Consider the following 24,010-nt stretch of genomic DNA (forward strand, 5'->3'; position numbering starts at 1 on the left):
AAAAAGCTTACTTGTCAATAGATTTTGGAAAATAGCACAGACACATTGATTTATCAAGGCTATTTTGGCATGGGCACGTGCCGGTTTTCAACTATCATATTGCCTTTAAAGGTCAGGTTTGATAATAAATAACGGTTGAACTGCACCGCAGCAAGGCCATAACAATAAGGGAAAATCCATGCACCTTTTCCAGTTTTTCAAAACCCTGATCCCCAGGACCAGGGCCAGAATACGCTGTACCATTGATTACCTGTTGGGAAATACATTCGATTATTTTACCAACCTTTACCCGGGCAATCACAGCTGTATCACCCGAAAAATATTGAACCGCCTGATACGAAAAGTGAACCTGGATGATCATAACTTAGAAAAAATCAATTCGTTAGATAAAGACGCCTGTATTATATATGCCAGTAAAAACAAACGGTTGTTTGATTTTCTATATTTTCACACCCGGCTCAAAGCACTGGATCTGCCCTATCCGGAACTGGGATTTGATCTGCATTTCTTTTTTCTGCTGCCGGTGAAGCGGTTGTTCCGAATCTGGCTGTCACATCTGGATTATTTTTTCCATCATTTTTCATTCAAGGATTTTTACAAATCCGGATATGCGTTCCAGGAACTGTTTTCAGGAAAATCCGGATTTGTCCACCTGATTGAAGAAGATGATTTCTACAACCGGTTCATCCGTGCCACGCCTGATCCGCTGTACCATCTGATCGAATATCAAAAACATATGAAGCGCCCCGTGATCATCATTCCGGAAGATATCATCTATGTGACCAAGCCCATGCACAAAAACCCGGGCTTAGGGGAAATTTTATTCGGGACCCATGAAAAACCCGGATGGTTGAAGCGGATGACGATCCTGTTGCGCCAACCGGAAAAAATCCGGGTGGAACTGGCCCGCCCGGTCAATCTCAAGGAATTTCTGGCCAGACCGGAAATTGAACGTCTGGATTCGGAATTTCAGACCCACCGGTTGAGAAGTTTTCTGGTGGACATCCTGAACCGCCAGAGAAAAAGCATTACCGGACCGGTTCTTAAATCCCGCCAGGAAATCACGGAAGATATCCTGACCCGTCAGTCCCTCCGGGAATTTCTGGCGGACTATGCCGCAAAAAACAACATTTCTTTGAAAAAAACCAATAAAAAAGCCGCGTCCTATATCAATGAAATCGCCGCCAATTACAACCTTCGGATCATCAACTTAGGCAACTGGATTTTGACCTGGATTTTCAAAAACATTTTTGAAGGCCTGGTGGTGGATCAGAAACAGATCAACCGGATGCGGGAAAAATACACGGAAGCCCCGTTGATTCTGGTGCCCTGCCATAAAAGCCACTTAGACTATCTGCTGCTGCCCTATGTCATGTTCAGAAACAACATGCCCTGCCCCCATATTGCGGCCGGAAAAAATCTGTCTTTCTGGCCATTAGGACCGTTGTTCAGGGGCGGCGGCGCTTTTTTTCTCAGGCGTACCTTTAAAGGGGCGACCCTGTATACCAAAATCTTTGCCGCGTACCTGGAAAAATTGCTGTATGAGGGATTTAATATCAAAATTTTCATTGAAGGCGGCCGGAGCCGCACCGGCAAACTGCTGACGCCCCGGCCGGGGGGTTTAAGCATGATCATCAAGGCCCATTTGAACGGTGCCTGCGACAATCTGTATTTTGTGCCTATTTTTGTGGGATATGACCGTGTTCTGGAAGAAGATGCCTATCTCAAGGAGATCGAAGGCGGCAGTAAAAGCCCGGAAACCCTGAAAGGTCTGATCAACACCCGCAAGTTTCTGAAAAAAAAATACGGCAAAGTCTATATCCGGTTTGATGATCCCATTTCCATCAAAGACTACATTCACCAGACACACATGGATCCTGCCCGGGCAACGGACCCGGAGTTCATGGATTTTGTCAAAAAATTCAGTTATAAATTGATGTCCGCCATCAACAAACAGGCCGTGGCAACCCCCCACGGCATCATTGCCAGCGCCATTTTAAACAGCCCGAAAAACAGTTTTTCAAAAGGACAGATGATCGAACGGGCCAACACGTATCTCAACATCCTGATGAACGACAAAGCGGAGCTGTCGGAAACATTGCTTTTGGATCTGGACAACACATTCAACACGGTGATTCATAATTTTCTGTCCAGAAACTTCATGGAACTGGTGGATGAGGACGAAGAAGAGATCACCGACGACACTTATTTCATCGTTAAGCATAACAAACGGGCCATTCTGGATTATTACAAAAACTCAGTGATCTCGTTTTTTATTCCGGCCGCTTTCACAGCCGTGGCCATTTTAGAGGTGGACCGGTTCAAGTTTGCATTGCCCGACCTAGTGCGAAGGTACCGGTTTCTGGAAAAAATCTTTCACGATGAATTTTTCAATGACACGGAGATCACCTGTGAAGAACATATCTCCAACTGTATCAAAGGGTTCATCAATGAAGGCATTCTGGTACCGGATCCCACCGGCATGGACACGCTGAACCTGACATCTTTAGGATTGCGCAAACTCAAATGGTTTGCCGCATTCACGCTGCCTTTTCTGGAATCCTACAAAACCGCACTGCTGTACTTTGAAAAAGAACAAAAAGCGCTTTCCCAGGATGAAAAAGAACTGGCCAAAAAAATTCATTCTTACGGGGTCCGGTTGTACAAACGCAAACAAGTGTCCCTGAAAGAATCCATGTCTTTGATCAATTACAGAAATGCGGCCCGATTTTTTTCCAGAAACAAAATTAACGGATCTGAAGACCAGATTCAGATCGATTACTTTAAACAGATCATCTCCCGGTTGATCCGGGTGATCGCTTCTTAAAGAAACGTCATGAACGCATTGATTCTGGCCGCCGGATTCGGGACCCGGCTGTTGCCCTATACCCGGACCCTGCCCAAACCGCTGTTCACTTTAGGCGGAAAACCGGTTTTGCAGCACACCATCGAACGATTGGTTCAAAGCGGATGCCGACGGATTCTGATCAATAGCCACCATCTGTCCCATCAGATCACCGATTTTCTGGATCACCTGGATCCTGGCCCGGATGTGGACATTCGTGACGTGCATGAATCTTTGATTCTGGATACCGGCGGTGCCATTGCCAATGTCAAAGATATCATGGAAAACGACTCTTTTTTTGTCATCAACAGTGATGTGGTCACAGATATCGACCTGACTTCGGTCTGGCGGTTTCATCTGGCAAATCAAGCCCTGGCCACGCTGGTGCTCCATGATCGGGCCGCGTACAACCAGGTGACCATGGATTCAGATGCCTGGATCACCGGATTTCGTTCCCCCGGTCAGGGGCTGGCATTTACCGGTATCCAGGTGCTGTCTCCAAAAATCTTTGACCATCTGCCCGAAAACCGCGTTTTTTCCAGTATTGACTGGTATGCGCAATTGTGTCCGGCCAAAAAAATCAAAGCATATGTGGCCCCGGACCTGTTCTGGGAAGACATCGGTACCATCGATGCCTATTCACGCACGGCCCGGCTGTGGATCAGCGCCAAAGCCCTTGGATCTTCTGTGAGACACGTTGACATCCAGGCGTTGTCCGGAGACGGTTCCGACCGGTCCTGGTTCCGGGCAAGCCCGGTTTCAAAGACACCACCTTTATCCGGAGAGACTTCCGGGTCGGTGGTGGTCTGCGACCACGGTATCTGCCTGCCGGAAACAGACCGGCGCGCCCAGGTGGATGCGTTTGTGGCCATTGGCAATCATCTGTATCAAAACGGCATCTGTGTCCCGCAAATTCTGGCTTATGATGCATTCAGCGGTGTGGTGGCGGTTCAGGATCTGGGAAACCTTCATCTGGCCGATGTGGTGGCTCAGATATCGGACCTGTCTCAAATCACGGGCCTGTATGAAAAGGTCATTGACCGGTTGATTTTGTTTTCCCGAAAAGGCGCCCAGGGGTTTGACCTGTCCTGGACCTGCCAGACCCCTTATTATTCCAGGACGCTGATTCTGGAAAACGAATGCCGGTATTTTGTGGACCGATTTGTTCAGGGCTATCTGGGAAAAAATATTGATTTTGATGCCCTGGCAGATGACTTTCATTTCATTGCCGATCAGGCATTGAAAGGTGGTATAAACGGACTGATGCACCGGGACTGCCAGTCAAAAAACATCATGATCAAAAATGGAGCCCCGTTTTTCATCGATTTTCAAGCCGCCCGGATCGGCCCGCTGCAATATGATCTGGCTTCCTTGTTACTGGATCCCTATGTGGCCCTGCCGAAATCCGTTCAAAAAAACCTGCTGGTCTATACCATGGACCGGCTGAACCTGACATCCCCGGACCGTCGACAGGAATTTAGACACAACTTTGACTATTGCTCCCTGACCCGGAACCTGCAGATTCTCGGCGCGTTTGCCTATTTGAGCCGGGTCAAGGGAAAATCATGGTTTGAAACCTATATTCCGCCGGCAATGGCATCTTTGACACACTGGATGCGCACCCAGGCACCTGATGCTGTCCGCCGACTCAAAAAACTGGTTCTGAGCCTGTAAGGAGCAACACCATGGATAATATTTTTGTGATGATCAACGGGCTGCCCGGGAATGTGGCGGCAACCATGGCCCGGGCCGCGCTGTCCGATCCCCGGTTTCAGCTTATTCCGGCCTCTCTGACCGGACCTGATATCTGTGAAACATCCTTTCAAGTGGATAAAATTTCCGTCACACTGATAAAACCCGATGAGCGGGAGACGGCTGTTTCAAAGATCCGGCAGACGTTCGGCGATTTCATTGCCATCGACTACACCCACCCGTCCGCGGTCAATGCCAATGCCCGGTTTTATATCCAGCAACACATTCCTTTTGTGATGGGCACCACGGGCGGCGACAGAGCCGCTTTGGAAGCGGATGTGTCCAAAGGGGAGATCCCTGCGGTGATCGCCCCCAACATGGCCAAACAGATCGTAGGGTTCCAGGCCATGATGGCTTTTGCCGCAGATCAGTTCCCGGGTCTGTTCACCGGATATTCCCTTGAAATCAAAGAAAGTCACCAGCAGGAAAAAGCCGACACATCCGGCACGGCCAAAGCCATGGTGGGATATTTCAACCGCTTGGGATTGGATTTCAAACCGGAACAGATTCAACAGATCCGTGATCCAAAAGTACAGAAAACCCAGTGGCACATTCCGGAACAGTATCTGTCCGGTCATGGCTGGCATACCTACACTTTGACCGCACCGGATGGATCGGCTTTGTTTGAATTCAAACACAATATCAACGGCCGCCAGATCTATGTGGAAGGCACGTTTGATGCGGTCCTGTTCTTGAAAAAACAGGTCTCCGATCCCATGGGTCCTAAACGACTGTACACCATGATGGATGTGCTGAACCAGCAGGAATAGCGTCCCCATGACCTTGAAAAAATCTCACAAAATTCTGCTGGTCCTGTTTGGATTGATCTACCTGATCTCACCGGTGGACCTGATTCCTGAATTTCTGGTCCCCATTTTAGGATGGGTGGATGACGGGGTGATCCTTTATGTCATCTACCACTTGGTCCGTTACAACCGGCTGCCCTGGAATCTTTTTTTCAACAAAAAGAAAAAACCGTGACCCAGTTTCTGCCCGTCGACAACACCCGGTATGAGATCCGCTGGTATCGTTATGGAAAAAAAAACCGGCCCGTACTGGTGTTTCTCCATGAAGGCTTAGGCTGTGTCAAACTGTGGAAATCATTTCCCGAACGCCTGGCCCAACAAACCGCCTGTGACGCGTTTGTATTTTCCCGCACCGGATATGGTGAATCCGACCCTGAACCGTTGCCGTGGAAACCCAATTTCATGCATACCCAGGCGTTAAAAGCATTGCCCGGCATTCTTGCCGCAGCAGGCATTGACACCTACATTCTGATCGGGCATTCCGACGGCGGGTCCATTGCCCTGATTCATGCGGGCACCCCACATGCCGCACCCGGACTGAAAGCCGTGATCACTGAAGCGGCCCATGTATTCTGTGAACCCGTCACTCTGGCTTCCATCCGGACGGCAAAAACCGCTTATGTCAGCCGGAATCTCAAAGAAAAACTGGCCAGATACCACAAGGCAAACACGGACAATGCCTTCTGGGGATGGAACAATGCCTGGCTGAATCCACGGTTTGCGTACTGGGACATCCAGAAATTTCTGCCCCGCATTCAGGTGCCGGTACTGGCCCTTCAGGGCAAAACGGACCCATATGGCACCCCGGCTCAACTGACGGCCATCCGAAATCACATCACTCATTGCGACACCCGGCTGATCCCGGACTGCGGCCATGCCCCGCACATGGAGCAGCCGGACCTGGCTATGGCCCAAATGACCGATTTTATCAAGGCCCATCTGGAATAATGGGGTCCCGGCATTGACAAATCAAGGGTTCTCTGGGATATAACCCTCAGTTAACCGTGTTAATTAAAAAAGGAAATACAGCGTGACCGGTGTAAGTGAAATTCTGGTTCTTATCCTTCTGATATCCGGTATCCTGATTTTGCCCAGGATGCTCAAACCACAGCCCACGGAAACGCCCGGAAAAAAAATCGCCCGGTTATCCCGAAAAAAAAGAACCGCCATCGTGGCCTCGATTCTGTATCCCATTGCCGCTACCCTGATTATCAAACCCTGGGAGCAGGCCTGGTTGCTTTTTGCTGTCATCGGTCTGGTACCCGTTATTCTGGGCTGGGCGGTTTACTGGATTGTGACGGCCCCGAAAAAATAAACTGGTATCATACCAGACAAAACCGGCCCGATTCTGTATTTTCAGAATCGGGCCGGCTGGTTATCTATTACAAATCAAACGTATCGAAGCAAGCCATTCAATGATGAGTTTCGCCTGAGTCATTCATGGTATCCCATGCTGCTTTGGCAATGCAGTATGTCATGCCGGCGCCCAGAATGCCGACCGCATACCAGAAACCGCCGAAAAACAGCAAATGGCCGATGTCCCATACCCATTCAAAAATAAATGGAAACATATTTTTTCTCCTTTTTTAAGATTCCCGGACCTCGGACCGACGGTTCAGTTCCAGTTCCTGGGGAAATACCGGCAGATACCGGTATGCCACCGCAATCAGGATGATGCCGTAAGCCACCGGCAGAATGGTGGTGGCCACTTCCTGCCAGGACGGGATATACAGCGCCCAGGTATCAAAAGGCATCACCGGGACCGCCATAATCTGAAGCACCATGACCCACCGGTTGAGACACACGCCGATCACCGCGAGAACAATGGCCACCAGCCTGAAGGTGGGATTTTCCCGGGTGGACTTGTTGATGAGCAAAAGGCCTGGAATCACACCGCAGACAATCACTTCCGCCACCAGAATCCAATACCCGTAAAACCCGTTGCTGGTATAAAAATGGCTCAGCTCAAACCCCAGTCCCGGTGCCGTGTAGTATGCCCAGTACCAGGTATCGATAATTTTGGCAATCATATAGGTGAAAATCATCCATCCGGAAATTTTGGCCAGCAGATGCACCACATTGTCCTTGACCAGTTTTTTACCGGTCACCCCCTCGGTGATTCGGGTGACCAGCAGGGTGAAGCAGGGACCGAAAGCCGCAGCCGACCAGGTGAACAGAAAAAACGACCAGGGCCAGATCAGCAACCCTTCCCGGAACGCAAACGGCCGGCCGTACATCACACCGGCCACCCCACCCAAAGACCCCTGATGGAAAAAGGACAAAAATGCACCGGTGGCGGCAAAAATGGCCATCACGCCGTGCATGTTATGGGCCAGATGATGGAAAAACGGCACTTTGTTGAGCTGCCGGTTTTCCAGGATATTGGGAATGAATTCAATGGTCAGCACCGCAAAATAACAGGACAGACAGAACGCCACTTCCGTGAGCATGGAATGCACATTGGCATGCCAGAAAATAAACCATCCCCGCAACGGCTGTCCGATATCAATGGCCAGAATCAGCAGGGCGGAGCTGTAGCAGATAAACCCGATGATCACGGCAAAGTTGATAATGTTTTTCAGTTCATCAATTTTAAAAATATATTTGAGCAATCCGGTAAAAAAAGCGCCGCCTCCCACGGCGATCACTGCCAGGTCCGCCCAGATCCACAAGGCAAACCCGTAATAATCGTTCATGTTGGTCTGGTTCAATCCCTTGAACCAGCACAGCAGCATGGCATAAACGCCCCAGAGCAGGACAGCCCCCACTATGGCGATCCCCAGCATAAATTTGGGGAATGAACACCGTTTTGCACCTTCAGGTATTAATGCAGCATCCATATTCAATTACTCCTCACATCGATTTTGGATTTTCTATTCATGGGAAGCCGACCCATAGACATTTTTCACTTTGTCCCATTCCCCGTCCAGATAGTGATCTCCCAGCTTGCGGACCCATTCCCGTTCAGACATGTAATACACTTTGGGATTGGTCCCGAGCCGTTCCAGCAGCCGGAACACTTTGGGATTTCTGGATTTTCCCACCACATCCGGATTCAGCGGGTCGGGATGCGGGTCCGGTTTGACAATCTGATGAACCTTGTGAGAGGGATTGTTCAAATCACCGAAAACAATGGCCCCGGCAGGACACGCCGTGGTGCAGGCGGTCTGGTAATCCGCTTCCGGGATTTCATCCGATCCGCTGGCATAGGCTTTTTCCCGGGCCAGCTGATACCGGTGATAACAAAAACTGCATTTTTCCACCACCCCCCGCATCCGCGGGGATACATTGGGGCTTAAATATTTTTCCATGCCTTCGGGCCAAACCGGATCCCACCAGTTAAAATACCGGGCGTGATACGGGCAGGCCGCCATGCAGTACCGGCATCCGAAACATCTTGTGTAAATCTGGGAAACGATCCCGGTATCATACCCGTAATCCGTGGCGGTGGCCGGACAGACCGATACGCAGGGGGAATGGCCGTGGTCTCCTTTCCCGCCGCAGTGTTGGCAGGGTCTGGGCAGAAATGCCACCTCAGTATCCGGGAACGGTTTGTTATTGGTCAGCCGGTAAACCCGCATCCAGGTGATGCTGTCCTTTTTATCGGACTCATCCTCCTTGAACGGCACATTGTTCTCAGACATGCAGGATACCGCACAGGTACCGCACCCGGTGCATTTGTCCAGATCGATCACCATGCCGTATTTGTGTGCTTTTTTATCGTGTATCATCAGAACCTCTTTGAAAATTTGTCCACATCAGTTTAGGCCTTTGAAATTCCGGCTTTGATACCAAAAGCGGCATCCATGCCTGAATCCGGCTCGATTTTCGGTGAAATCAGTGCATTGATATTCACCCCCTTGCCTGACACATATTTGTTGTCCAGGGTGTGTCCAAGGCCCTTAACCATACCGATGACACCGGGCATGATCCCGTCATTGAAATGCACCCGCACCGGGACGGATCCCGCAGGAGTCGTCAACGTGGCAAATCCACCGTCTTTCAGATTTTTGGCGGATTGGGGATTGATTTCCACAAACATGTCCGTTCCTTTGAGAATCCGGTCGGACACGGTTTTGATGGCAAATGGAGAAGGTGCCGGTACTGTGGGCGGCACCCGGAAATAGTCAATGGGAATCAGGGTGAATTCCAGATCGCCTGCCGGTTTCACCGTCTCCGGATTTTGTGCCAGAAACTCGAAATCCGTTTCAACGGATCCGGCCGGCAGATTCTCAGACAGCACCACATGGCCTTTTCGAACCAAAGGCCCCCAGATTCTGGCGGTCACCTGTTCCAGGCAGGCATCATAACTGTCCCAGGCAAAATTTTTGGCCATATCGCCGCCCAGAGCCCGGGCCATTCCAATCACCACATCTCCGGGACTGCGGGTGTTGAACACCGGCTTTATCATGGGTTTTGAAAGCCCCACCACGGTTGCGGCCAGGCCGGCTTTTGAAGGCACATCTTCCATACGTTCCAGAAACGTGGATACCGGCAGAATCACATCCGATACCATGGCGGTTTCATCCATGAACGATGTCACACAGACCTTGAAGGGAATTTTTTCAAATGCGGCCCGGATCCGGGACGGATCATTCAGGGCAAAACAGGGATTGGCATTGTAGACCAGCAACGCTTTTACCGGCGATTCGCCCGATTTATCAATCCGGGTCACCAGTTCCTGAACCGAACCTGCCAGCGGGGCAGCAGCCGCACCTTTCAACGCCACGGCATCCTGCACTGGGTCCGGAAAGTTCAGATATTTTGGAAGCGGCTTGACAAACGTCCCGCCTTGTTTGTTGACATTGCCGCTCAGGCAGTTCAGCGTGTGAACCGCGGCAAATTCCTTGAGGTTCTGGGCCCCTTCACCCCGTCCTTTTCCCGGCAGAGCCACAGGCATTTTTGCCTTGGCAAATGCGACGGCGGTTTTCTGGATGTCCGCGGCACTGATGCCGGTGACTCCGGCAACCTTGTCCAGGGGATATTCTTTTTGTACCATGGCAGTAAACCGCATGAATCCGCCTTTGAACCCCTGGGCAAACACCGGATCAAACAAGTTTTCCTTGAGCAGAACCGCGCACATGCCCATGGCCAAGTCCGCTTCAGTGCCCGGGTTGATGGGAATCCATTGATTGGCACTGGCGGCGGTATTGGAAAGCCGGGGTTCGATCTGAACCAGGGTGGCTTGTCTTTGTCTTCGGTTGCCCATGGTCTGGATACATGCCACCGGAGACCCCCATCCGTCAATCAACCCGGCACCGAAACTTAAGATAAAATCGGAGTGATCAATATCGAATCCCAGGGTATATGCATCACCGTGCAGGGTTTTTGCCGTCCGGACCAGCCAGGATTCAAGATCCGGCATGGTCAGGTAGTTGGGAGAACCGAATGCGGCCATAAAATGTTTGAACAGGCCCGGGACCGACCCCTGGTCCGAACCGGTGATACAGGCCAGTGTGTCGGGTTTCTGATCGTTTCGAAGTTCACCCAGCCTGTCCGCCACCATGGTGAGGGCCTCGTCCCATGAGATGGGCACGAACCGGTTATTGACTTTTTTCATCGGCGATTTCACCCGGCTGGGATCATACAGGTATTGAAGTCCGGCAATTCCATGCAAACAGACCCCGCCGTTGTTCACCGGATAGGGGTCCAGCCCTTCAATCTTTACCGGCCGTCCGTCAATTTTTCTTACAGAAATACCGCAGGCACCGGGGCACAAATGGCATACAGTGCGGTCATAGGATACTTCTCCATCCGGCGGAACCGGTGTCCAGGGCCAGTTCTGGGTCCAGATGGAAAAATCATCCGTGAGTTTGGCTCCGACAGGGGAGATGGCAATGCCTGCAACTGCGCCGATTCCCAATCCCAAGAAGCTTCGTCTGTCAACTTTCATATGTAGCATCCTCTATAAAGTTTTCAATTCTTGTGTATGGTCTATTTGTGGCACTGGAAGCAATAGCCTTTATGGCCGGTTTCCTTCTCATGACACACCGCGCAGTCATTCATTTTCATGCGGTCCCAGGAATTTTTCTTGATGCCCCAGATATTTTTCCCCCATATATCCCGGCTGTATCCGGTAAGTTTGTTTTCCTCATAGGGCCGGGACGTTCTGGTTTCATCGATGGGGCCGTGGCAGGATTTACAGTCCATACCTGCGGCATTGATATGGGCGGCATGGGAAAAGAAAACGCAATCCGGCTGCCGGGCATACACATACCAGGGGACCTCCTGTTCTTTTGCCACATAATCGCCTGCAAATATGGCCTCATCTTTTGTATCGCCCATGGGCTCATCCGTGTGGCAGTCCAGACAGGATTCGGTCTTGGGAATCCCTGAAAACGTGCCGTCTTCCCGAAGATAATGGCAGGATTCGCAGTCCCCGGTTTCCTCCACATGGAGCACGTGGTCGAAATTAAAAGGTTGTTCGTGTTTGGAATAAAGCAGTTTGGGGAACAGGAGCCAGCCGGACAGGAAGCATATCAGAAATGCCACAATAAAAAAAATGACACCCAGCCCCAGGCCTGTGTCATTTTTCGGGTCACCGGCAGTGCCTGCTGTCGCACCATCCATGGAACCGTGTTCAGTTTTGTTTTCTATTTCACTCATGAAAACCCCATCCATGTTAAAAAGTTGATGTTTACTATACCCTTTTTATCCAGGCACTTGCCCGGACATATTCTTTTGCAGCCAGTGGGTCCCACTGGATACAATCGGTGTTTACGCAGCACAATTCGCGTTAATCTATAGTAATATCTGAAATTCTTGTCAAGATAAAATGAGGCGGGAAACAGGAAGGACAAACCGATTGCGGACGGGTATCAGAATAAAGGCGTGATACCCATCCGCAACCGGTTCCTGGACAAAAACGATCAGGCGTAGCTGTGAAGTCCGGACAACAGAAAATTGACCCCGAAATAGGTGAATAACACCGCCACGAAACCGGTGATGGACACCAGTGCCAGATTGCGGCCATGCCAGCCCCGCATCAGCCGCAGATGAAGGAAAATGGCATACACGAACCAGGTGATCAGAGACCAGGTTTCTTTGGGGTCCCAGGACCAGTATTTGCCCCAGGCGGAGTTGGCCCAGACGGCGCCTGTGATGATGCCGATGGTCAAAAAAAGAAACCCGAACACCACCATCTGATAGGTGAGTTCATCAATGACTTCTCCGTCCGGCAATCGTGAAAAAATCGAGTTTTGATCCGGCTGCCCGGGTTTCACGTAATAGGTGAGACTGAGCCCGAAAGCCAGGGCAAATCCGGCATACCCCAGAAAACAGGTTACCACATGGGCAATGAGCCAGTTGCTTTTCAACGCCGGAATCAACGGATTGATCTTGGCACTCATGCTCGGGTCAAACGAGGCATAGGCAATGGCCAGAAAAATCAAGGGAGACACAAAAACGCCGAACCCCTGTTCCCTGTATTTGATCTCCACATACAGATACAAAGCGGTCATGGTCCAGGAAAAAAAGATCAGGGATTCATACATGTTTGAAAACGGGGCCCGGCCAAACCCCATCTGGTACGATTCCACCCACCGCAGTCCGATCCCGGCCGTATTCAGAAGCAGTCCAAGTACCAGCACATAAAAGCCGGCGGTCGCAGGCAGTTTTTTCTTGAAAGCAAACGCCCCGACATAACACACCATTGCCAGGCCGTACAAAAAAGTGGTCGAAGACAACGCAAACGCACTATTCATTTTTATTCACCCTTGTTTAATTGATTTTCCAGGCGGGTCGCCATTTGTTTGAGTTTCAGTGTCATGCTCCGGCTGTTGCGACTGGATTTACCGGACAAAACCACCCGGGTCTGCCCGTCACCCCGGGGTGCCAGCGTGAGAAGAAACGATTGATGGGACATGAAAAAAGTGACCCAGCATCCCAGGATCATCAGAATGAATCCGGCGTAAACATACCACACGCCCGGATCTTTGGTGACCTGAAGCCCGGTATAATACCGTTTTTCAAAATCGGTCACAACAAAGGCGAACCGGCCTTTTCGCATCTTGTCAAATGTGGGGAACTGCATGGGCATTCCGATCTGAAAACCGGTTTCTCCGGTCAGAGTCACCAGTCCGAAAAAGGTTTCTCCCAGATCATGGTTCCGGAACTCAAAATGGGGAAGAAATCCCTGAAGCGTGAACTGCCCCGCCCCGTCCGGCAGATCAATGGTTTCGCCGATCCGGATGTCGCGAATGATTTCAGCGCCGCTTTGATTGTCAACCATCTGCATCGTCACCGTGTCGGGTGCCGCCGTGCCGTAAGAAGATTGAAAAATGTTGATCCCTTTGTACCGCAGCGGATGATTGACCCGGATATCGGTGGTCAGGCTTTCCTGCCCGTCTTCGATGATCGTGAGATTTGAACGGAATTCTTCCGGCGCTCCGTTCTCGTAAAATGACACTTCAAATTCATTGCACCGGATGATGAAATCCAGTGTCATGGGTTCCCTGGTTTTGCTCTCAAACACCCGGCCGGTCTGGGTTCCCTCATCAATTCTCACATTGGCTTTGAACCCGAAAACCGCACCGATCAGGGCACCGGCCAGAAGCAGCAGCACACTGGCATGCACCACAAACACCCCCAACCGGGTCCATCGCCCTTTTTCCGCATACAGATAGGTGGTCTGGCCGTCGGTTTGCCGAATGACCGGTCCCGCCTGTTTGGCAAGCCAGCTTTCGCAGGGTTCAAGCAACTGCTTGACCGATGATGTCGTATCGATGGTCTGACTGGATTTTGATTTCAAATACCGGTTGACATTGAAACGGACCCGGCCCGGAAAAATGGTTTTCCATAACAGGGACAACCGTTCCACGGAACAGACCGTGATATTGATGCACAAAACCAGCAAAAGCAGCAGAAACCACCAGGCATGATACATGTCATCAAGATCAAACACCTGAATCAGGTTATAAATCCCTTGTCCGTACAGATTCACATACTGCTGGGGGGACCCGTTCTGAAGCACCACCGTCCCGATAATCGAGGTCACTGCCAGCAGGACCAGAATATACACGGTTAGTTTGACGGAACAAAAAAACACCCAGATCTGGCGGGAAATACCGTCTTTATTTTTCAATTCATACCTCCATGGTAACAACCGGTGCCAAAAATTCCTTTTCCCGGGCCAGCCGTGCAGAAACCCGGCAGGTCTGTTCCAGGGACTGGGAGATGGCCTCTTGAATCACTGTCAATGATCCAAGAATCACCACTTTTCTTCTGGCTCTTGTGACCCCGGTATACAGAAGCTGCCGGGTCATCACCCGGGACACAGTGTTGGGAATAAGGATCAGAACCGTTTCAAATTCCGATCCCTGGCTTTTATGTATAGTGATCCCAAAGGCAGGCTCATGGGAAGGCAGATCCATGATTCCGAATTTCCGGATCGTGCCGTCTTCCATTCTGAAACCCGCCACAAGACCTTGTTTATCCTGGAGAACAACCCCTGTATCTCCGTTGAACACCCCTCGGTCATAATCATTGGTGTTGATCATGATCATCTGTTTCACAGACCGGTCGGTTATAGCAGAATGTCTCGGTCTGCGCAAAATCTTTTCACAAACATGATTAATTTGTAATGTTCCGGATTCGCCGATATTGTGTGCACACAAAATTTTGAACCGGTCCATGGCATCCAGCGCATCCGCCATATCCTGCTGGGCCATGAACGGCCCATACCCTGACCGGATATATCTTTCAAGCACGGCATGGCCGTCATTTCCAGGCGATTCATAGACCAGATCCGGATATTGATTTGAAGTCAGAATCCGGGTGGTTTCATCCGCATCATTTTCCCGGATGGCTGTGGCCAAAGCTTCAATCCCGGTTTTGCCCCGGGATCTGAAATTGTACGTCAGTGAGACCACCAGCGGAGCCATGACATCGGTTCGGCAGATTTCACTGAACACGGCCCCGGCCTGGACCGGGGACAGCTGGTGGTCATCTCCCAGCAGAATCACCCGGGAGGACGATGGAATGGCCTCCATCAACCGGGTCATCAAAGCCAGATCAATCATGGAAGCTTCATCGATGATCACCACATCCGCCACCAGCGGATTATTTTTCCCATGGACAAAACCCGGCCCATGTTTCCGGGGAATCAGGGCTGAGTGAATGGTGGCCCCGTCCTGAAGCCGGGAAGCGGCCCGGCCGGTGGGGGCCAGAGATAAAAAACGGAAAGGCGGCTGATGCAATGCTTCGGCATGGGCCTGTAAAATGTCTCGTATAATCCGGGTGATGTGCGTTTTTCCCGTGCCCGGCCCCCCTGAGATCACGGTAAAATTGGATTGCAGGGCTGTGGCCACGGCCTGTCTCTGGCACCGGGTCTGTTCGGGATCCCCCGGAAAATGCCGATGCATCTGTGAACGGATAAAATCGGGTGCCACCGGAAAAGAACGGGTGCGGATCCGTGAAGCCAGGGTGTTTACCAGACGCTCCTGAAAATCATAATATTTGGCCAGGTAAAGGCATCCGTCCGTATCCAGCACCAGAGGCAACCGGCAGGGATTTTCATCTTCAGATTTTCCCACCATGGATGCGGCGGCCAATGCGGTCCGCCATGGCTTGAATTGCGGCAGCCGGATCTGGGGCCCGTCTCTTTTCAGCGAAGGGATCATCCGGCCGGACAGTGCCTTTAAATCAAGACACACATGCCCCCGGGCCAGGGCACTGGAAACCAGAGCGCATGTCATCTTTACCAGCGGGTCCTCACAGGCAAACACCCGGGCCACATACGAGGCAAAATAATAATCCAGATGAGAAATCGCTTCCCGGGCATGCAGCCGGTTCAGAATATCACTGTTTTCTGGATGCGTCTTCAACATACCGGTGAATGCGCAAAAAAGGCACATACATCGCATCATTGGTCAGGATGTGCTCAATCAGCCAGTCCCGGAGGGAAACGATGGCTTCCAGACTCAGATTGTTGACATCTTCCGTAATTTCCCGGCGCAGGCTGAGGGCATTGCGGATGAATCGCCGATGGTATCTGGCGTGTATATCCCGGTCCGGATATTCCCGCTGTCTGAGCATTCTCTCTTCTTCTGTAAAATACAGCTTACTGTAATCGTTGATTTCCGTGATAATATTGGCAATCGCTTTGGATTCCGCTTTTCTCTGTTTCAAATCAATGAGTTCATTGAAAAGATCGAACATTTTTTTCTGGTGGGTGTCGATCTCTGCCACATCCACACTGAATCCGGCATCCCACTCAACCTTGAGATCATTTTGCATCATCTGTCTCTCCTTGATATATCATTCAATTGTGTCAAGCAGCCGGGTATGGATATTGTCAAATCCGCCATTGGACATGATCAGCACCAGATCGCTGGGAATCAGCCGGGAAGGCAGAAACGACAGCAGCCCGTTTGTGTCGGAAAAATAATGGGCTTCCACCCCGAGCTTATTGATATCCGACACCAGCTTTTCAGGGGAAAACCGCTCATTTTCAGGTATGTTTTTTTTAACGGCCGGATTGCAGATACACACCATATCCGCTTCGGTAAATGCGGCAGGATAGGTGTCCTGGAAAAACCGGCGCATGGAGGTGTTGGTGCGGGGCTCAAACACGGCAATCACCCGGCCCGGATGGTAAAACGGTTTCACTGCCCGGATAGTGGCTGCCACCGCAGACGGATGATGGGCAAAATCGTCCATGACCGTGATACCGCGTTTAACCCCCCGGACATCCTGACGGCGCCGGATACCGGAAAACGATGCCATGGCCTGTTTCACCGTGGCCGTGCTGATCCCCAACGTATGGGCCGCCGCCGCACAAGCCAGAAAATTCATCAGATTGTGATGCCCGGGCAACCGGGTTTCAATCTCATAATCGGATTCAGGCCCTTGGATTTGAGCCCGGGTCTGGTGGTCCGCCTGAACCATATCCGCATATGTCCAGTCACCGTCAGATCCGTAAAAAACAGGGTTTATGTTTTGGTCTGCCAGAATATCCATGAGATGGGGGCTGTCTTTGCAAGCAATCAGAACACTGGTATCCGCTATTTTTGATACCAGTTGGGCAAATACCGACTTGACATGATCCAGATCCTTGAAAATATCGGCATGGTCGAATTCCACACCGGTCATGATCGTGATAAACGGATCATAGTGCATGAATTTGGGCCCTTTGTCAAAAAAGGCGGTATCATATTCATCCCCTTCAATGACCATGTATTCCCCGTTGCCGATTCGGAACCCGGACTGGTAGTCCTTTAAAATCCCGCCGATCATGAACCCGGGATCCAGCCCCGCCACGGTCAGTAAATGGGCCATGATAGCAGCGGTCGTGGTTTTGCCGTGGGTACCGGTGATCAGAATGATCTTTTTATCGGCTGCGATAAACCGGTTCACGGCCTGGGGCATGGACAGATAGGGAATCTGCCGGGCCAGAACCGCGGCAGCTTCGGGATTGTCCCGGGTCACGGCATTGCCGATGATCACCAGATCCGGAGTTTGATCCAGATTGGCCGGATCAAACCGGTCAAACAACCGGATGTCACTGGCTGCCAGAAAATCACTCATGGGGGGGTAAACATGCTGATCCGAGCCGGTCACTTCATACCCCATCTGCTTGAGCATGCAGGCCAAGGTTCCCATGCCGGTCCCGCAGGCAGCAATCAGATGTATGCGGCGAATTTTGGTCATGGATTAAATTTCCACCATCACCGCTTTGGCCGCGGCAATGGTGTCATCAATGTCTTTTTTTGTGTGGGCCAGAGAAACAAAACAGGCCTCGAACTGAGACGGTGCCAGGTAAATGCCTTTTGCCAGCATGCCTCGATAAAATGCGGCAAACCGGTTCAGATCACTGGTTTTGGCATCTTGAAAATCATACACAGGCCGGTCGGTGAAAAAGAACCCGGCCATGGACCCCACATGCCCGGACTGAAAAGGAATACCCGCTTCATCCGCTGCCGCCTTGAACCCGTTCATCAGCGCGCTTGTCCGGGCCTCAAGGGTTTCATACACCCCGTCTTTCTGCAATGCGGTCAACGTGGCAATGCCGGCGGCCATGGCCAAAGGATTACCCGACAGGGTGCCGGCCTGGTACACCGGCCCTGTGGGTGCGATCTGGGACATGATCTCTTTTTTTCCGCCATAGGCCCCCACGGGCAGCCCGCCCCCGATAATTTTGCCGAAACAGGTCAGGTCCGGTGTGATGTTGAACAATCCCTGGGCAGAATTTTTGGCCACCCGGAACCCGGTCATGACCTCATCAAAAATCAGCACTGCCCCGTATTTTTGTGTTTCTTTTCGCAGGGTTTCAAGAAACCCCTCCCGAGGAGGCACCATGCCCATGTTGCCGGCCACCGGTTCCAGGATCACCCCGGCCACCTGGTCCCCCTGCTGGGCCATCACCTGTTTGAATCCTTCGATATCGTTGTATGGCAGAGACAAGGTGTTCTGTGTCACTGTCTGCGGGACTCCGGGGCTGCCGGGAATGTTCAGGGTCGCCACACCGGACCCGGCTGCCACCAGCAGGGTGTCGGCATGACCATGATAGCATCCGTCAAACTTGATGATAATGTTTCGTCCGGTAAACCCTCTGGCCAGACGGACGGCGCTCATGGTGGCCTCGGTGCCGGAATTGACCATACGCACCATTTCCACGGACGGCACCGTCTGGGTCACCAGTTCCGCCAATTGGGTTTCCAGATGGGTCGGGGCACCGAAACTGGTGCCGGTCTCCAGGGCCTGCATCAGGGCCTGAATCACTTCCGGCGGCCGATGCCCCAATACCAGGGGCCCCCAGGACATGACATAATCGATATAGTCATTTCCATCCACATCAAAGAGCCGGCTTTTGTCACCGCGTTCAATGAATACCGGCTGCCCGCCCACGGAATTGCATGCCCGTACCGGAGAATTGACACCTCCGGGAATCAATTGTTTTGCCTTGTTGAACAAATCAAGGGATTTGCTGTGTTGCATATGATATCTCCCAATATGTTTAAATGGTGCTATTCAAAACGGCTTGATATTTATGCACAACAAACTTTTATGCATAAATAATAAGTATAACAGACCTTTTTTTAAAGGGTCAACCGGTTTGTTTCCATTCTCATTTTAAAAAAACCGTTGACAGACCTATTTCCGGCTGATATTTTCCTGCTGTTAAATTTCAGCCGGGCCGTTAGCTCAATTGGCAGAGCAACTGACTCTTAATCAGTAGGTTGAAGGTTCGATTCCTTCACGGCCCACCACCAATATCAAGGGTTTTCAGCTTTTATGCTGAAAACTTTTTTTGTTTCCTGCTTTTTTTAATGCGGTTTTTGATTTTTCATTCAAGGTCGTGACTACTCCCACCACTATAGCGGCAGCTTAGTGGTGGGAGTAGTCACAAAAAATGAAATCCGATGTTGTTCCCTGTAACCGGTAAAAAATCAGGTTTTTTTCAACCCCTGAATAATGACTTTAAATGCCGTGGTGAGCGTTGATTTGACAAAATCTTTATGATCGTCCAGCTTTTTTTTGGAATCCACCCAGAGCACCACCCCGGCATAGGATCCCCACAGCACATCTGCCAAGGCCACCGGGTGTTCATCAATAAAAATCCCTTTGTCAATGCCTTCCTTGATCACCTGAATGATCGCGCCATGGGCCCGGGCCGAGTTTTTCTTGAGGTGCTGCATCATCTCATCGGACAGATTGTGAAGGGTTTCACCTGACTGCAGGTGAAACAGATTGATCAGTATGCTGGCATCATAGCCATACACATCGATGAAAACATCTCTGAACCGCTCCATCTTTTCTTCCACACAGATATCCAGGTTGACCACTTCCTGAATCTGGGTGGTCAGATATTTAAGGATATCAATGGAAAGCGATGTGTGCAGTTCCTCCTTGTTCTTGAAATACAGATACAAGGTGCCGGGGCTTAATTCCGCTTCAGTGGCAATCTCTTCCATGGTCGCGCTGTTAAAGCCCTTGACGGAAAAAATTTTACGTGCGGCATTGATAATATCCCGGCGCCGGCGTTGTTTTTCTCTTTGTTTTCTCTCGTGTATGCCCATTTTTACCCCATATGATATGAAGCAGATTCATTTTTTGGTCAATAAAACTTATTTTTATAGAATTTCCATGAATTTCGCAAGGATAAAAATGAAAATACCAAAACCTGATCAATTTTTTAATTTTATTCGCTTTTTTCATTTTTTGTGCTTTTTTGTTCCCATGTGATGTTTTTTTGTCTATGATAATCAGAGTGACACCGGATGATTGATCAACCTGGGGGAGATTTTAAGATTATGCCGAAAACAACTTACTGGGCAGATGCCTATGTACAAAAAGCGTGCAGCGCAGCCGATGCACTGCAACACCTGCGGCCGGGTCAACGGGTTTTTATCGGATCATCCTGCGGGGAGCCCCAGCACCTGGTCAATGAATTATCCAAAGTATCGGAACGATTCACCGACATTGAAATCGTCCGGTTGCTGAGTGTTGACAGCGGGCCGTTGACTTTGATTGCCAACCGGTCCCATTCCCAGCAGCTCAATATCCGTTCTTTTTACCTGGGATCTGCCTCTCCCACCAAAATTAAGAAAAACCAGCGATTCATCACCCCCATCAACCTGTCCCAGATCCCCCATTTGTTCAAGTCCCGGCTCATGCCCTTGAATGTGGCCCTGATCCAGGCATCCCCGCCCGATGATTTCGGGTGGATGAGTTTAGGGGTGTCCGTGGATATCAACATGGCTGCCTGTGAATCCGCGGATCTGGTGATCTGCCAGGTGAACCCCAACATGCCCCGGGTCCTGGGCCGCAGTTTTATCCATGTCAATGATGTGGATTTCATTGTGGAGCATGAAGAAGAACTGCTTACCATTCAGCCGCTTCCGGAAATGGAAACCGCCAATATCATTGCCAAACACATTTCCCGGCTGATCACGGACGGGTCGACCATCCAGACCAGCTTAGGGGTCACCAATGATGCCACCATGGTCTGTCTGGCGGAAAAAAACGATCTGGGCGTGCATTCCCAGTATCTGTCCGAACCCATGATGCGCCTGTTTTCCATGGGGGTGATCACCAACAAGAAAAAAGGGTTCAACAACGGCAAACTGGTGGCCGGCAGTGCCGTCGGCTCTTTTATGCTGTATGAATTCATTGATGACAACCCGTCCATTGAATTTCATCCTTCAGATTACATCAACAACCCCACCATCATCGGACGTCATAATCAGATGGTGACGTTGAACACGGCCATGGCCATTGATCTCACCGGCCAGGTGGCGGCCGATGCCCTGCCTTTGAACAACTACACCGGCATCAACGGGCTTCTGGATTTCACCCGGGGAGCCGCCATGTCTTCCAATGGAAAGTCCATCCTGATTCTGACCTCCACATCGGACAATGACAAAACCAGCCGGATTGTTCCCCATATGGCGGACACCGCCGTGGTCGTCCCCCGGGGCGACGTCCAGTTTGTGGCCACGGAATACGGGGTGGTGAATCTGTTCGGCAAAACCCTTCAGGAGCGGGCCATGGCGCTCATCAGCATTGCGCATCCCGACTTCAGGGATGAACTGTTTTCCCAGGCCAAGGAACTGAACCTCATCGATACCGGACGTCAGTTCAAACAGGCCATCAAAGGGGTGTATCCCCTCAAATATGAGGAAACCATTCAGATCAAAGGCATTCCCATCAATTTCCGGCCGGCCAGAACCGTTGACGAACGAAGCATTCAGGAACATTATTACAATATGAACCGGGGAGACATCATTTCCCGTTTTTTTCATGAAAAGAAAAGTTTTGTTCACCCGCAGATCGAAACCACCTATGAAATCGATTACATCAATGACCTGACCATTGTGGCCACCATCGGAGAGCTGGGATTTGAAAAAATCATAGCCGTGGGAGAATACTTCAGAAATCCCATTGTCAATATGGCGGAGATCGCATTTTCCGTATCCCGGGAATACCAGGGCATGGGCATCGCTAAAATTCTCCAGGAAAAACTGGCGGTGGCAGCCAAAGACAACGATATCAAAGGCCTGATTGCCTATACTTCCCCCCAGAACAAAGGCATGATCCGGCTGTTCAACCATCTGCCGTATAAAATTCATACGGAAAAAGATGAAGACATGATCATTCTCAACTGCCTGTTTTCAGAACCGGAACCCAAAGACCCAAAAACCAAGGATCCCCTGCCTCATTTTTCCTGATCTCAGGCAGGGCGCCAAAGCAACGCCGCTTTGGAATTTATCGCCGTTTCAGCAGGGCCACGGATTCGATATGATAGGTGTGTGGGAACATGTCCACCGGCTGAACCTCCATCACCTCATACCCGGATGCCAGCATTTCAAGATCCCGGGCCAGGGTGGCGGGGTTGCACGAGACATAGACAATGGTTTCAGATCCCAGGCCCAGTACCCTGGCAACCACATCCTTGTGCATGCCCACCCGGGGAGGATCGATCACGATCACATCCGGGATTTCGCCCAAATTCGGGAACACGTCCCTGATATCTCCGGCCAGAAAACGGCAATTGTCAATCTTGTTCATGGCCGCGTTTTTCCGGGCATCGGCCACGGCCGTATCAATGATCTCGATCCCGGTGATCTGTGCGGCCTGATCCGACAGCCAGATGGGAATGGTACCCGTGCCGGAATACAGATCCAGCACGGTTTCTTTTCCTGTGAGACCGCAGTATCTGGCAACCACGTCATACAGCTTTTCACATGCTCTGGTGTTGGTTTGAAAAAAGGAGTTGGCGGAAATATCAAATTCAAACCGGCCCAGGCGCTCGGTAATCACCTCACTGCCGTGAAGCAGGATTTCTTCTTTTCCCAGGCTGACCCCGGATTTGGCATCTGTGATGTTGTTAACAATGGATGCCAGATTGTCAAAGGTTTGGGCCAGCGAATCCGCCAGCTGCGTGACCACGGACAGATTCTTGTCCCGGGTGACGAGGTTCACCATCCACTGGTCAAACGCCACGGAATGGCGCAGCATCACATACCGCCAGAATCCGGTATGATGGCGCAGATGATAGGCCGGCAGATCCGATGACCGGACAAACTGTCGAATATGAGACAAAATGGCATTGCCCTGTTCCGGCATGATGTCACAATGATGAATGTCGATCACCTGATCAAAAGTACCCGGCACATGCAGCCCGATGCCCAGATCCTTGGAAATGGTTTCATCCGCCAGTTCTTCAGGCATGAGCCAGCGTCTGGCAGAACAGGAAAACTCCATTTTGTTCCGGTATTCAAACACCGGATCCGATGGGATCACATCCAGAACCGGCACATGGGCAAGACCCCCGATATGCGCCAGGGATTGAACCACATGCTGTTTTTTATAATCCAGCTGGGTCTCGTAAGGAATCGACTGCCATTTGCATCCCCCGCAAAAATCTGCGTACCGGCACCGGGGAGTCTGACGCAAAGACGAGGGGGAAAGAATCTGAATCAGCCTGGCTTCTGCCCAGCTTTTTTTCTTTTTGGAAATTTTTACCCGAACCCGGTCTCCGGGCACACACCGGTCCACAAACACGGGAAATCCGTCCGGTTTTGCCAGCCCTTTTCCACCATATGCCAGATCGATAATATCAAGGTCACACACGCTGCGCTTCTTAATGCTCATGGATATTTTCCAT

20 protein-coding genes and 1 tRNA gene are annotated in these 24,010 nt (G+C 50.9%); 8 read left to right on the forward strand and 13 right to left on the reverse strand.

The annotated features are described in order from the left end of the window. Positions 1 to 178: 178 nt before the first annotated feature. From K365_RS0113410 to K365_RS0113435, 6 genes are all read left to right on the forward strand, one after another. Positions 179 to 2,827 carry a 1-acyl-sn-glycerol-3-phosphate acyltransferase gene (locus tag K365_RS0113410; RefSeq protein ID WP_024334978.1) on the forward strand — a complete coding sequence of 883 codons (2,649 nt, stop codon included), beginning with the start codon at positions 179 to 181 and terminating at the stop codon, positions 2,825 to 2,827. 9 nt (positions 2,828 to 2,836) lie between these two features. Then, positions 2,837 to 4,519 (forward strand): sugar phosphate nucleotidyltransferase, encoded by a 1,683-nt coding sequence (locus K365_RS0113415; protein WP_024334979.1) that lies wholly within the window; start codon positions 2,837 to 2,839, stop codon positions 4,517 to 4,519. Positions 4,520 to 4,530: 11 nt separating this feature from the next. After that, positions 4,531 to 5,367: a dihydrodipicolinate reductase gene (dapB, locus tag K365_RS0113420; protein WP_024334980.1), complete on the forward strand. Its 837-nt coding sequence runs from the start codon at positions 4,531 to 4,533 to the stop codon at positions 5,365 to 5,367. A gap of 7 nt (positions 5,368 to 5,374) precedes the next feature. After that, positions 5,375 to 5,578, forward strand: coding sequence for a YkvA family protein (locus K365_RS0113425; protein WP_024334981.1), 204 nt, complete (start codon positions 5,375 to 5,377; stop codon positions 5,576 to 5,578). After that, positions 5,575 to 6,351: an alpha/beta fold hydrolase gene (locus tag K365_RS0113430; RefSeq protein WP_024334982.1), complete on the forward strand. Its 777-nt coding sequence runs from the start codon at positions 5,575 to 5,577 to the stop codon at positions 6,349 to 6,351. Before K365_RS0113425 ends, K365_RS0113430 begins: the two co-directional genes overlap by 4 nt. An 82-nt stretch (positions 6,352 to 6,433) precedes the next feature. Beyond that, positions 6,434 to 6,718: a hypothetical protein gene (locus tag K365_RS0113435; RefSeq protein WP_024334983.1), complete on the forward strand. Its 285-nt coding sequence runs from the start codon at positions 6,434 to 6,436 to the stop codon at positions 6,716 to 6,718. Between the two features lie 97 nt (positions 6,719 to 6,815). On the opposite strand, the gene K365_RS28280 is transcribed toward K365_RS0113435, so the two are convergent. From K365_RS28280 to hemL, 11 genes are all read right to left on the reverse strand, one after another. Next, positions 6,816 to 6,974 carry a hypothetical protein gene (locus K365_RS28280; protein ID WP_006964811.1) on the reverse strand — a complete coding sequence of 53 codons (159 nt, stop codon included), beginning with the start codon at positions 6,972 to 6,974 and terminating at the stop codon, positions 6,816 to 6,818. A gap of 15 nt (positions 6,975 to 6,989) precedes the next feature. Beyond that, entirely contained in the window at positions 6,990 to 8,243 is a 1,254-nt protein-coding gene (qrcD, locus tag K365_RS0113445; RefSeq protein ID WP_024334984.1) for a menaquinone reductase integral membrane subunit QrcD, read from the reverse strand. 33 nt (positions 8,244 to 8,276) lie between these two features. Continuing rightward, positions 8,277 to 9,134, reverse strand: coding sequence for a menaquinone reductase iron-sulfur cluster-binding subunit QrcC (gene qrcC, locus K365_RS0113450; RefSeq protein WP_024334985.1), 858 nt, complete (start codon positions 9,132 to 9,134; stop codon positions 8,277 to 8,279). Positions 9,135 to 9,166: 32 nt separating this feature from the next. Next, positions 9,167 to 11,296 (reverse strand): menaquinone reductase molybdopterin-binding-like subunit QrcB, encoded by a 2,130-nt coding sequence (gene qrcB / locus K365_RS0113455; RefSeq protein ID WP_024334986.1) that lies wholly within the window; start codon positions 11,294 to 11,296, stop codon positions 9,167 to 9,169. Between the two features lie 41 nt (positions 11,297 to 11,337). Beyond that, positions 11,338 to 12,009, reverse strand: a complete 672-nt coding sequence (gene qrcA / locus K365_RS0113460; protein WP_024334987.1) for a menaquinone reductase multiheme cytochrome c subunit QrcA — start codon at positions 12,007 to 12,009, stop codon at positions 11,338 to 11,340. A 263-nt stretch (positions 12,010 to 12,272) separates the two neighbouring features. Further along, the gene (gene ccsB / locus K365_RS0113465) at positions 12,273 to 13,106 is read right to left on the reverse strand and encodes a c-type cytochrome biogenesis protein CcsB (RefSeq protein WP_024334988.1); all 834 of its coding nucleotides are present in this window, start codon (positions 13,104 to 13,106) and stop codon (positions 12,273 to 12,275) included. 2 nt (positions 13,107 to 13,108) lie between these two features. Further along, positions 13,109 to 14,485 (reverse strand): cytochrome c biogenesis protein ResB, encoded by a 1,377-nt coding sequence (gene resB, locus K365_RS0113470; protein ID WP_024334989.1) that lies wholly within the window; start codon positions 14,483 to 14,485, stop codon positions 13,109 to 13,111. Between the two features lies 1 nt (position 14,486). Next, the gene (recD, locus tag K365_RS0113475; RefSeq protein WP_024334990.1) at positions 14,487 to 16,229 is read right to left on the reverse strand and encodes an exodeoxyribonuclease V subunit alpha; all 1,743 of its coding nucleotides are present in this window, start codon (positions 16,227 to 16,229) and stop codon (positions 14,487 to 14,489) included. Next, positions 16,201 to 16,641: a bacteriohemerythrin gene (locus tag K365_RS0113480; RefSeq protein WP_084489836.1), complete on the reverse strand. Its 441-nt coding sequence runs from the start codon at positions 16,639 to 16,641 to the stop codon at positions 16,201 to 16,203. Before K365_RS0113480 ends, recD begins: the two co-directional genes overlap by 29 nt. An 18-nt stretch (positions 16,642 to 16,659) precedes the next feature. Continuing rightward, positions 16,660 to 18,051: a UDP-N-acetylmuramate--L-alanine ligase gene (locus K365_RS0113485; protein WP_024334992.1), complete on the reverse strand. Its 1,392-nt coding sequence runs from the start codon at positions 18,049 to 18,051 to the stop codon at positions 16,660 to 16,662. 3 nt (positions 18,052 to 18,054) lie between these two features. Continuing rightward, on the reverse strand, positions 18,055 to 19,338 hold the full coding sequence (gene hemL / locus K365_RS0113490; RefSeq protein WP_024334993.1) for a glutamate-1-semialdehyde 2,1-aminomutase: 1,284 nt from the start codon (positions 19,336 to 19,338) through the stop codon (positions 18,055 to 18,057). Positions 19,339 to 19,534: 196 nt separating this feature from the next. Here hemL and K365_RS0113495 point away from each other — a divergent pair. Further along, a tRNA-Lys gene (locus tag K365_RS0113495) sits at positions 19,535 to 19,610 on the forward strand. 180 nt (positions 19,611 to 19,790) lie between these two features. On the opposite strand, the gene K365_RS0113500 is transcribed toward K365_RS0113495, so the two are convergent. Next, positions 19,791 to 20,420 (reverse strand): TetR/AcrR family transcriptional regulator, encoded by a 630-nt coding sequence (locus K365_RS0113500; protein ID WP_024334994.1) that lies wholly within the window; start codon positions 20,418 to 20,420, stop codon positions 19,791 to 19,793. A 234-nt stretch (positions 20,421 to 20,654) separates the two neighbouring features. Between K365_RS0113500 and K365_RS0113510 the strand changes: the two genes are divergently transcribed. Beyond that, the gene (locus K365_RS0113510) at positions 20,655 to 22,571 is read left to right on the forward strand and encodes a bifunctional acetyl-CoA hydrolase/transferase family protein/GNAT family N-acetyltransferase (RefSeq protein WP_024334995.1); all 1,917 of its coding nucleotides are present in this window, start codon (positions 20,655 to 20,657) and stop codon (positions 22,569 to 22,571) included. Positions 22,572 to 22,608: 37 nt separating this feature from the next. Here the strand turns inward: K365_RS0113510 and rlmD are convergent, their stop codons facing one another. Beyond that, positions 22,609 to 23,997, reverse strand: a complete 1,389-nt coding sequence (gene rlmD, locus K365_RS0113515) for a 23S rRNA (uracil(1939)-C(5))-methyltransferase RlmD (RefSeq protein WP_024334996.1) — start codon at positions 23,995 to 23,997, stop codon at positions 22,609 to 22,611. Positions 23,998 to 24,010 lie beyond the last annotated feature (13 nt).

The sequence above is a fragment of the Desulfotignum balticum DSM 7044 genome (assembly GCF_000421285.1).
Taxonomy (GTDB): Bacteria; Desulfobacterota; Desulfobacteria; order Desulfobacterales; family Desulfobacteraceae; genus Desulfotignum; species Desulfotignum balticum.

What these genes read in the sequence shown, in the direction of transcription:
- K365_RS28280 (WP_006964811.1), bottom strand. Translation starts at nt 6,974, where the DNA reads ATGTTTCCATTTATTTTTGAATGGGTATGGGACATCGGCCATTTGCTG.
- qrcD (WP_024334984.1), bottom strand. Translation starts at nt 8,243, where the DNA reads ATGGATGCTGCATTAATACCTGAAGGTGCAAAACGGTGTTCATTCCCC.
- K365_RS0113415 (WP_024334979.1), top strand. Translation starts at nt 2,837, where the DNA reads ATGAACGCATTGATTCTGGCCGCCGGATTCGGGACCCGGCTGTTGCCC.
- hemL (WP_024334993.1), bottom strand. Translation starts at nt 19,338, where the DNA reads ATGCAACACAGCAAATCCCTTGATTTGTTCAACAAGGCAAAACAATTG.
- recD (WP_024334990.1), bottom strand. Translation starts at nt 16,229, where the DNA reads ATGTTGAAGACGCATCCAGAAAACAGTGATATTCTGAACCGGCTGCAT.
- dapB (WP_024334980.1), top strand. Translation starts at nt 4,531, where the DNA reads ATGGATAATATTTTTGTGATGATCAACGGGCTGCCCGGGAATGTGGCG.
- qrcC (WP_024334985.1), bottom strand. Translation starts at nt 9,134, where the DNA reads ATGATACACGATAAAAAAGCACACAAATACGGCATGGTGATCGATCTG.
- K365_RS0113510 (WP_024334995.1), top strand. Translation starts at nt 20,655, where the DNA reads ATGCCGAAAACAACTTACTGGGCAGATGCCTATGTACAAAAAGCGTGC.
- qrcA (WP_024334987.1), bottom strand. Translation starts at nt 12,009, where the DNA reads ATGAGTGAAATAGAAAACAAAACTGAACACGGTTCCATGGATGGTGCG.
- rlmD (WP_024334996.1), bottom strand. Translation starts at nt 23,997, where the DNA reads ATGAGCATTAAGAAGCGCAGCGTGTGTGACCTTGATATTATCGATCTG.
- qrcB (WP_024334986.1), bottom strand. Translation starts at nt 11,296, where the DNA reads ATGAAAGTTGACAGACGAAGCTTCTTGGGATTGGGAATCGGCGCAGTT.
- K365_RS0113425 (WP_024334981.1), top strand. Translation starts at nt 5,375, where the DNA reads ATGACCTTGAAAAAATCTCACAAAATTCTGCTGGTCCTGTTTGGATTG.
- K365_RS0113485 (WP_024334992.1), bottom strand. Translation starts at nt 18,051, where the DNA reads ATGACCAAAATTCGCCGCATACATCTGATTGCTGCCTGCGGGACCGGC.
- ccsB (WP_024334988.1), bottom strand. Translation starts at nt 13,106, where the DNA reads ATGAATAGTGCGTTTGCGTTGTCTTCGACCACTTTTTTGTACGGCCTG.
- K365_RS0113410 (WP_024334978.1), top strand. Translation starts at nt 179, where the DNA reads ATGCACCTTTTCCAGTTTTTCAAAACCCTGATCCCCAGGACCAGGGCC.
- K365_RS0113480 (WP_084489836.1), bottom strand. Translation starts at nt 16,641, where the DNA reads ATGATGCAAAATGATCTCAAGGTTGAGTGGGATGCCGGATTCAGTGTG.
- K365_RS0113500 (WP_024334994.1), bottom strand. Translation starts at nt 20,420, where the DNA reads ATGGGCATACACGAGAGAAAACAAAGAGAAAAACAACGCCGGCGCCGG.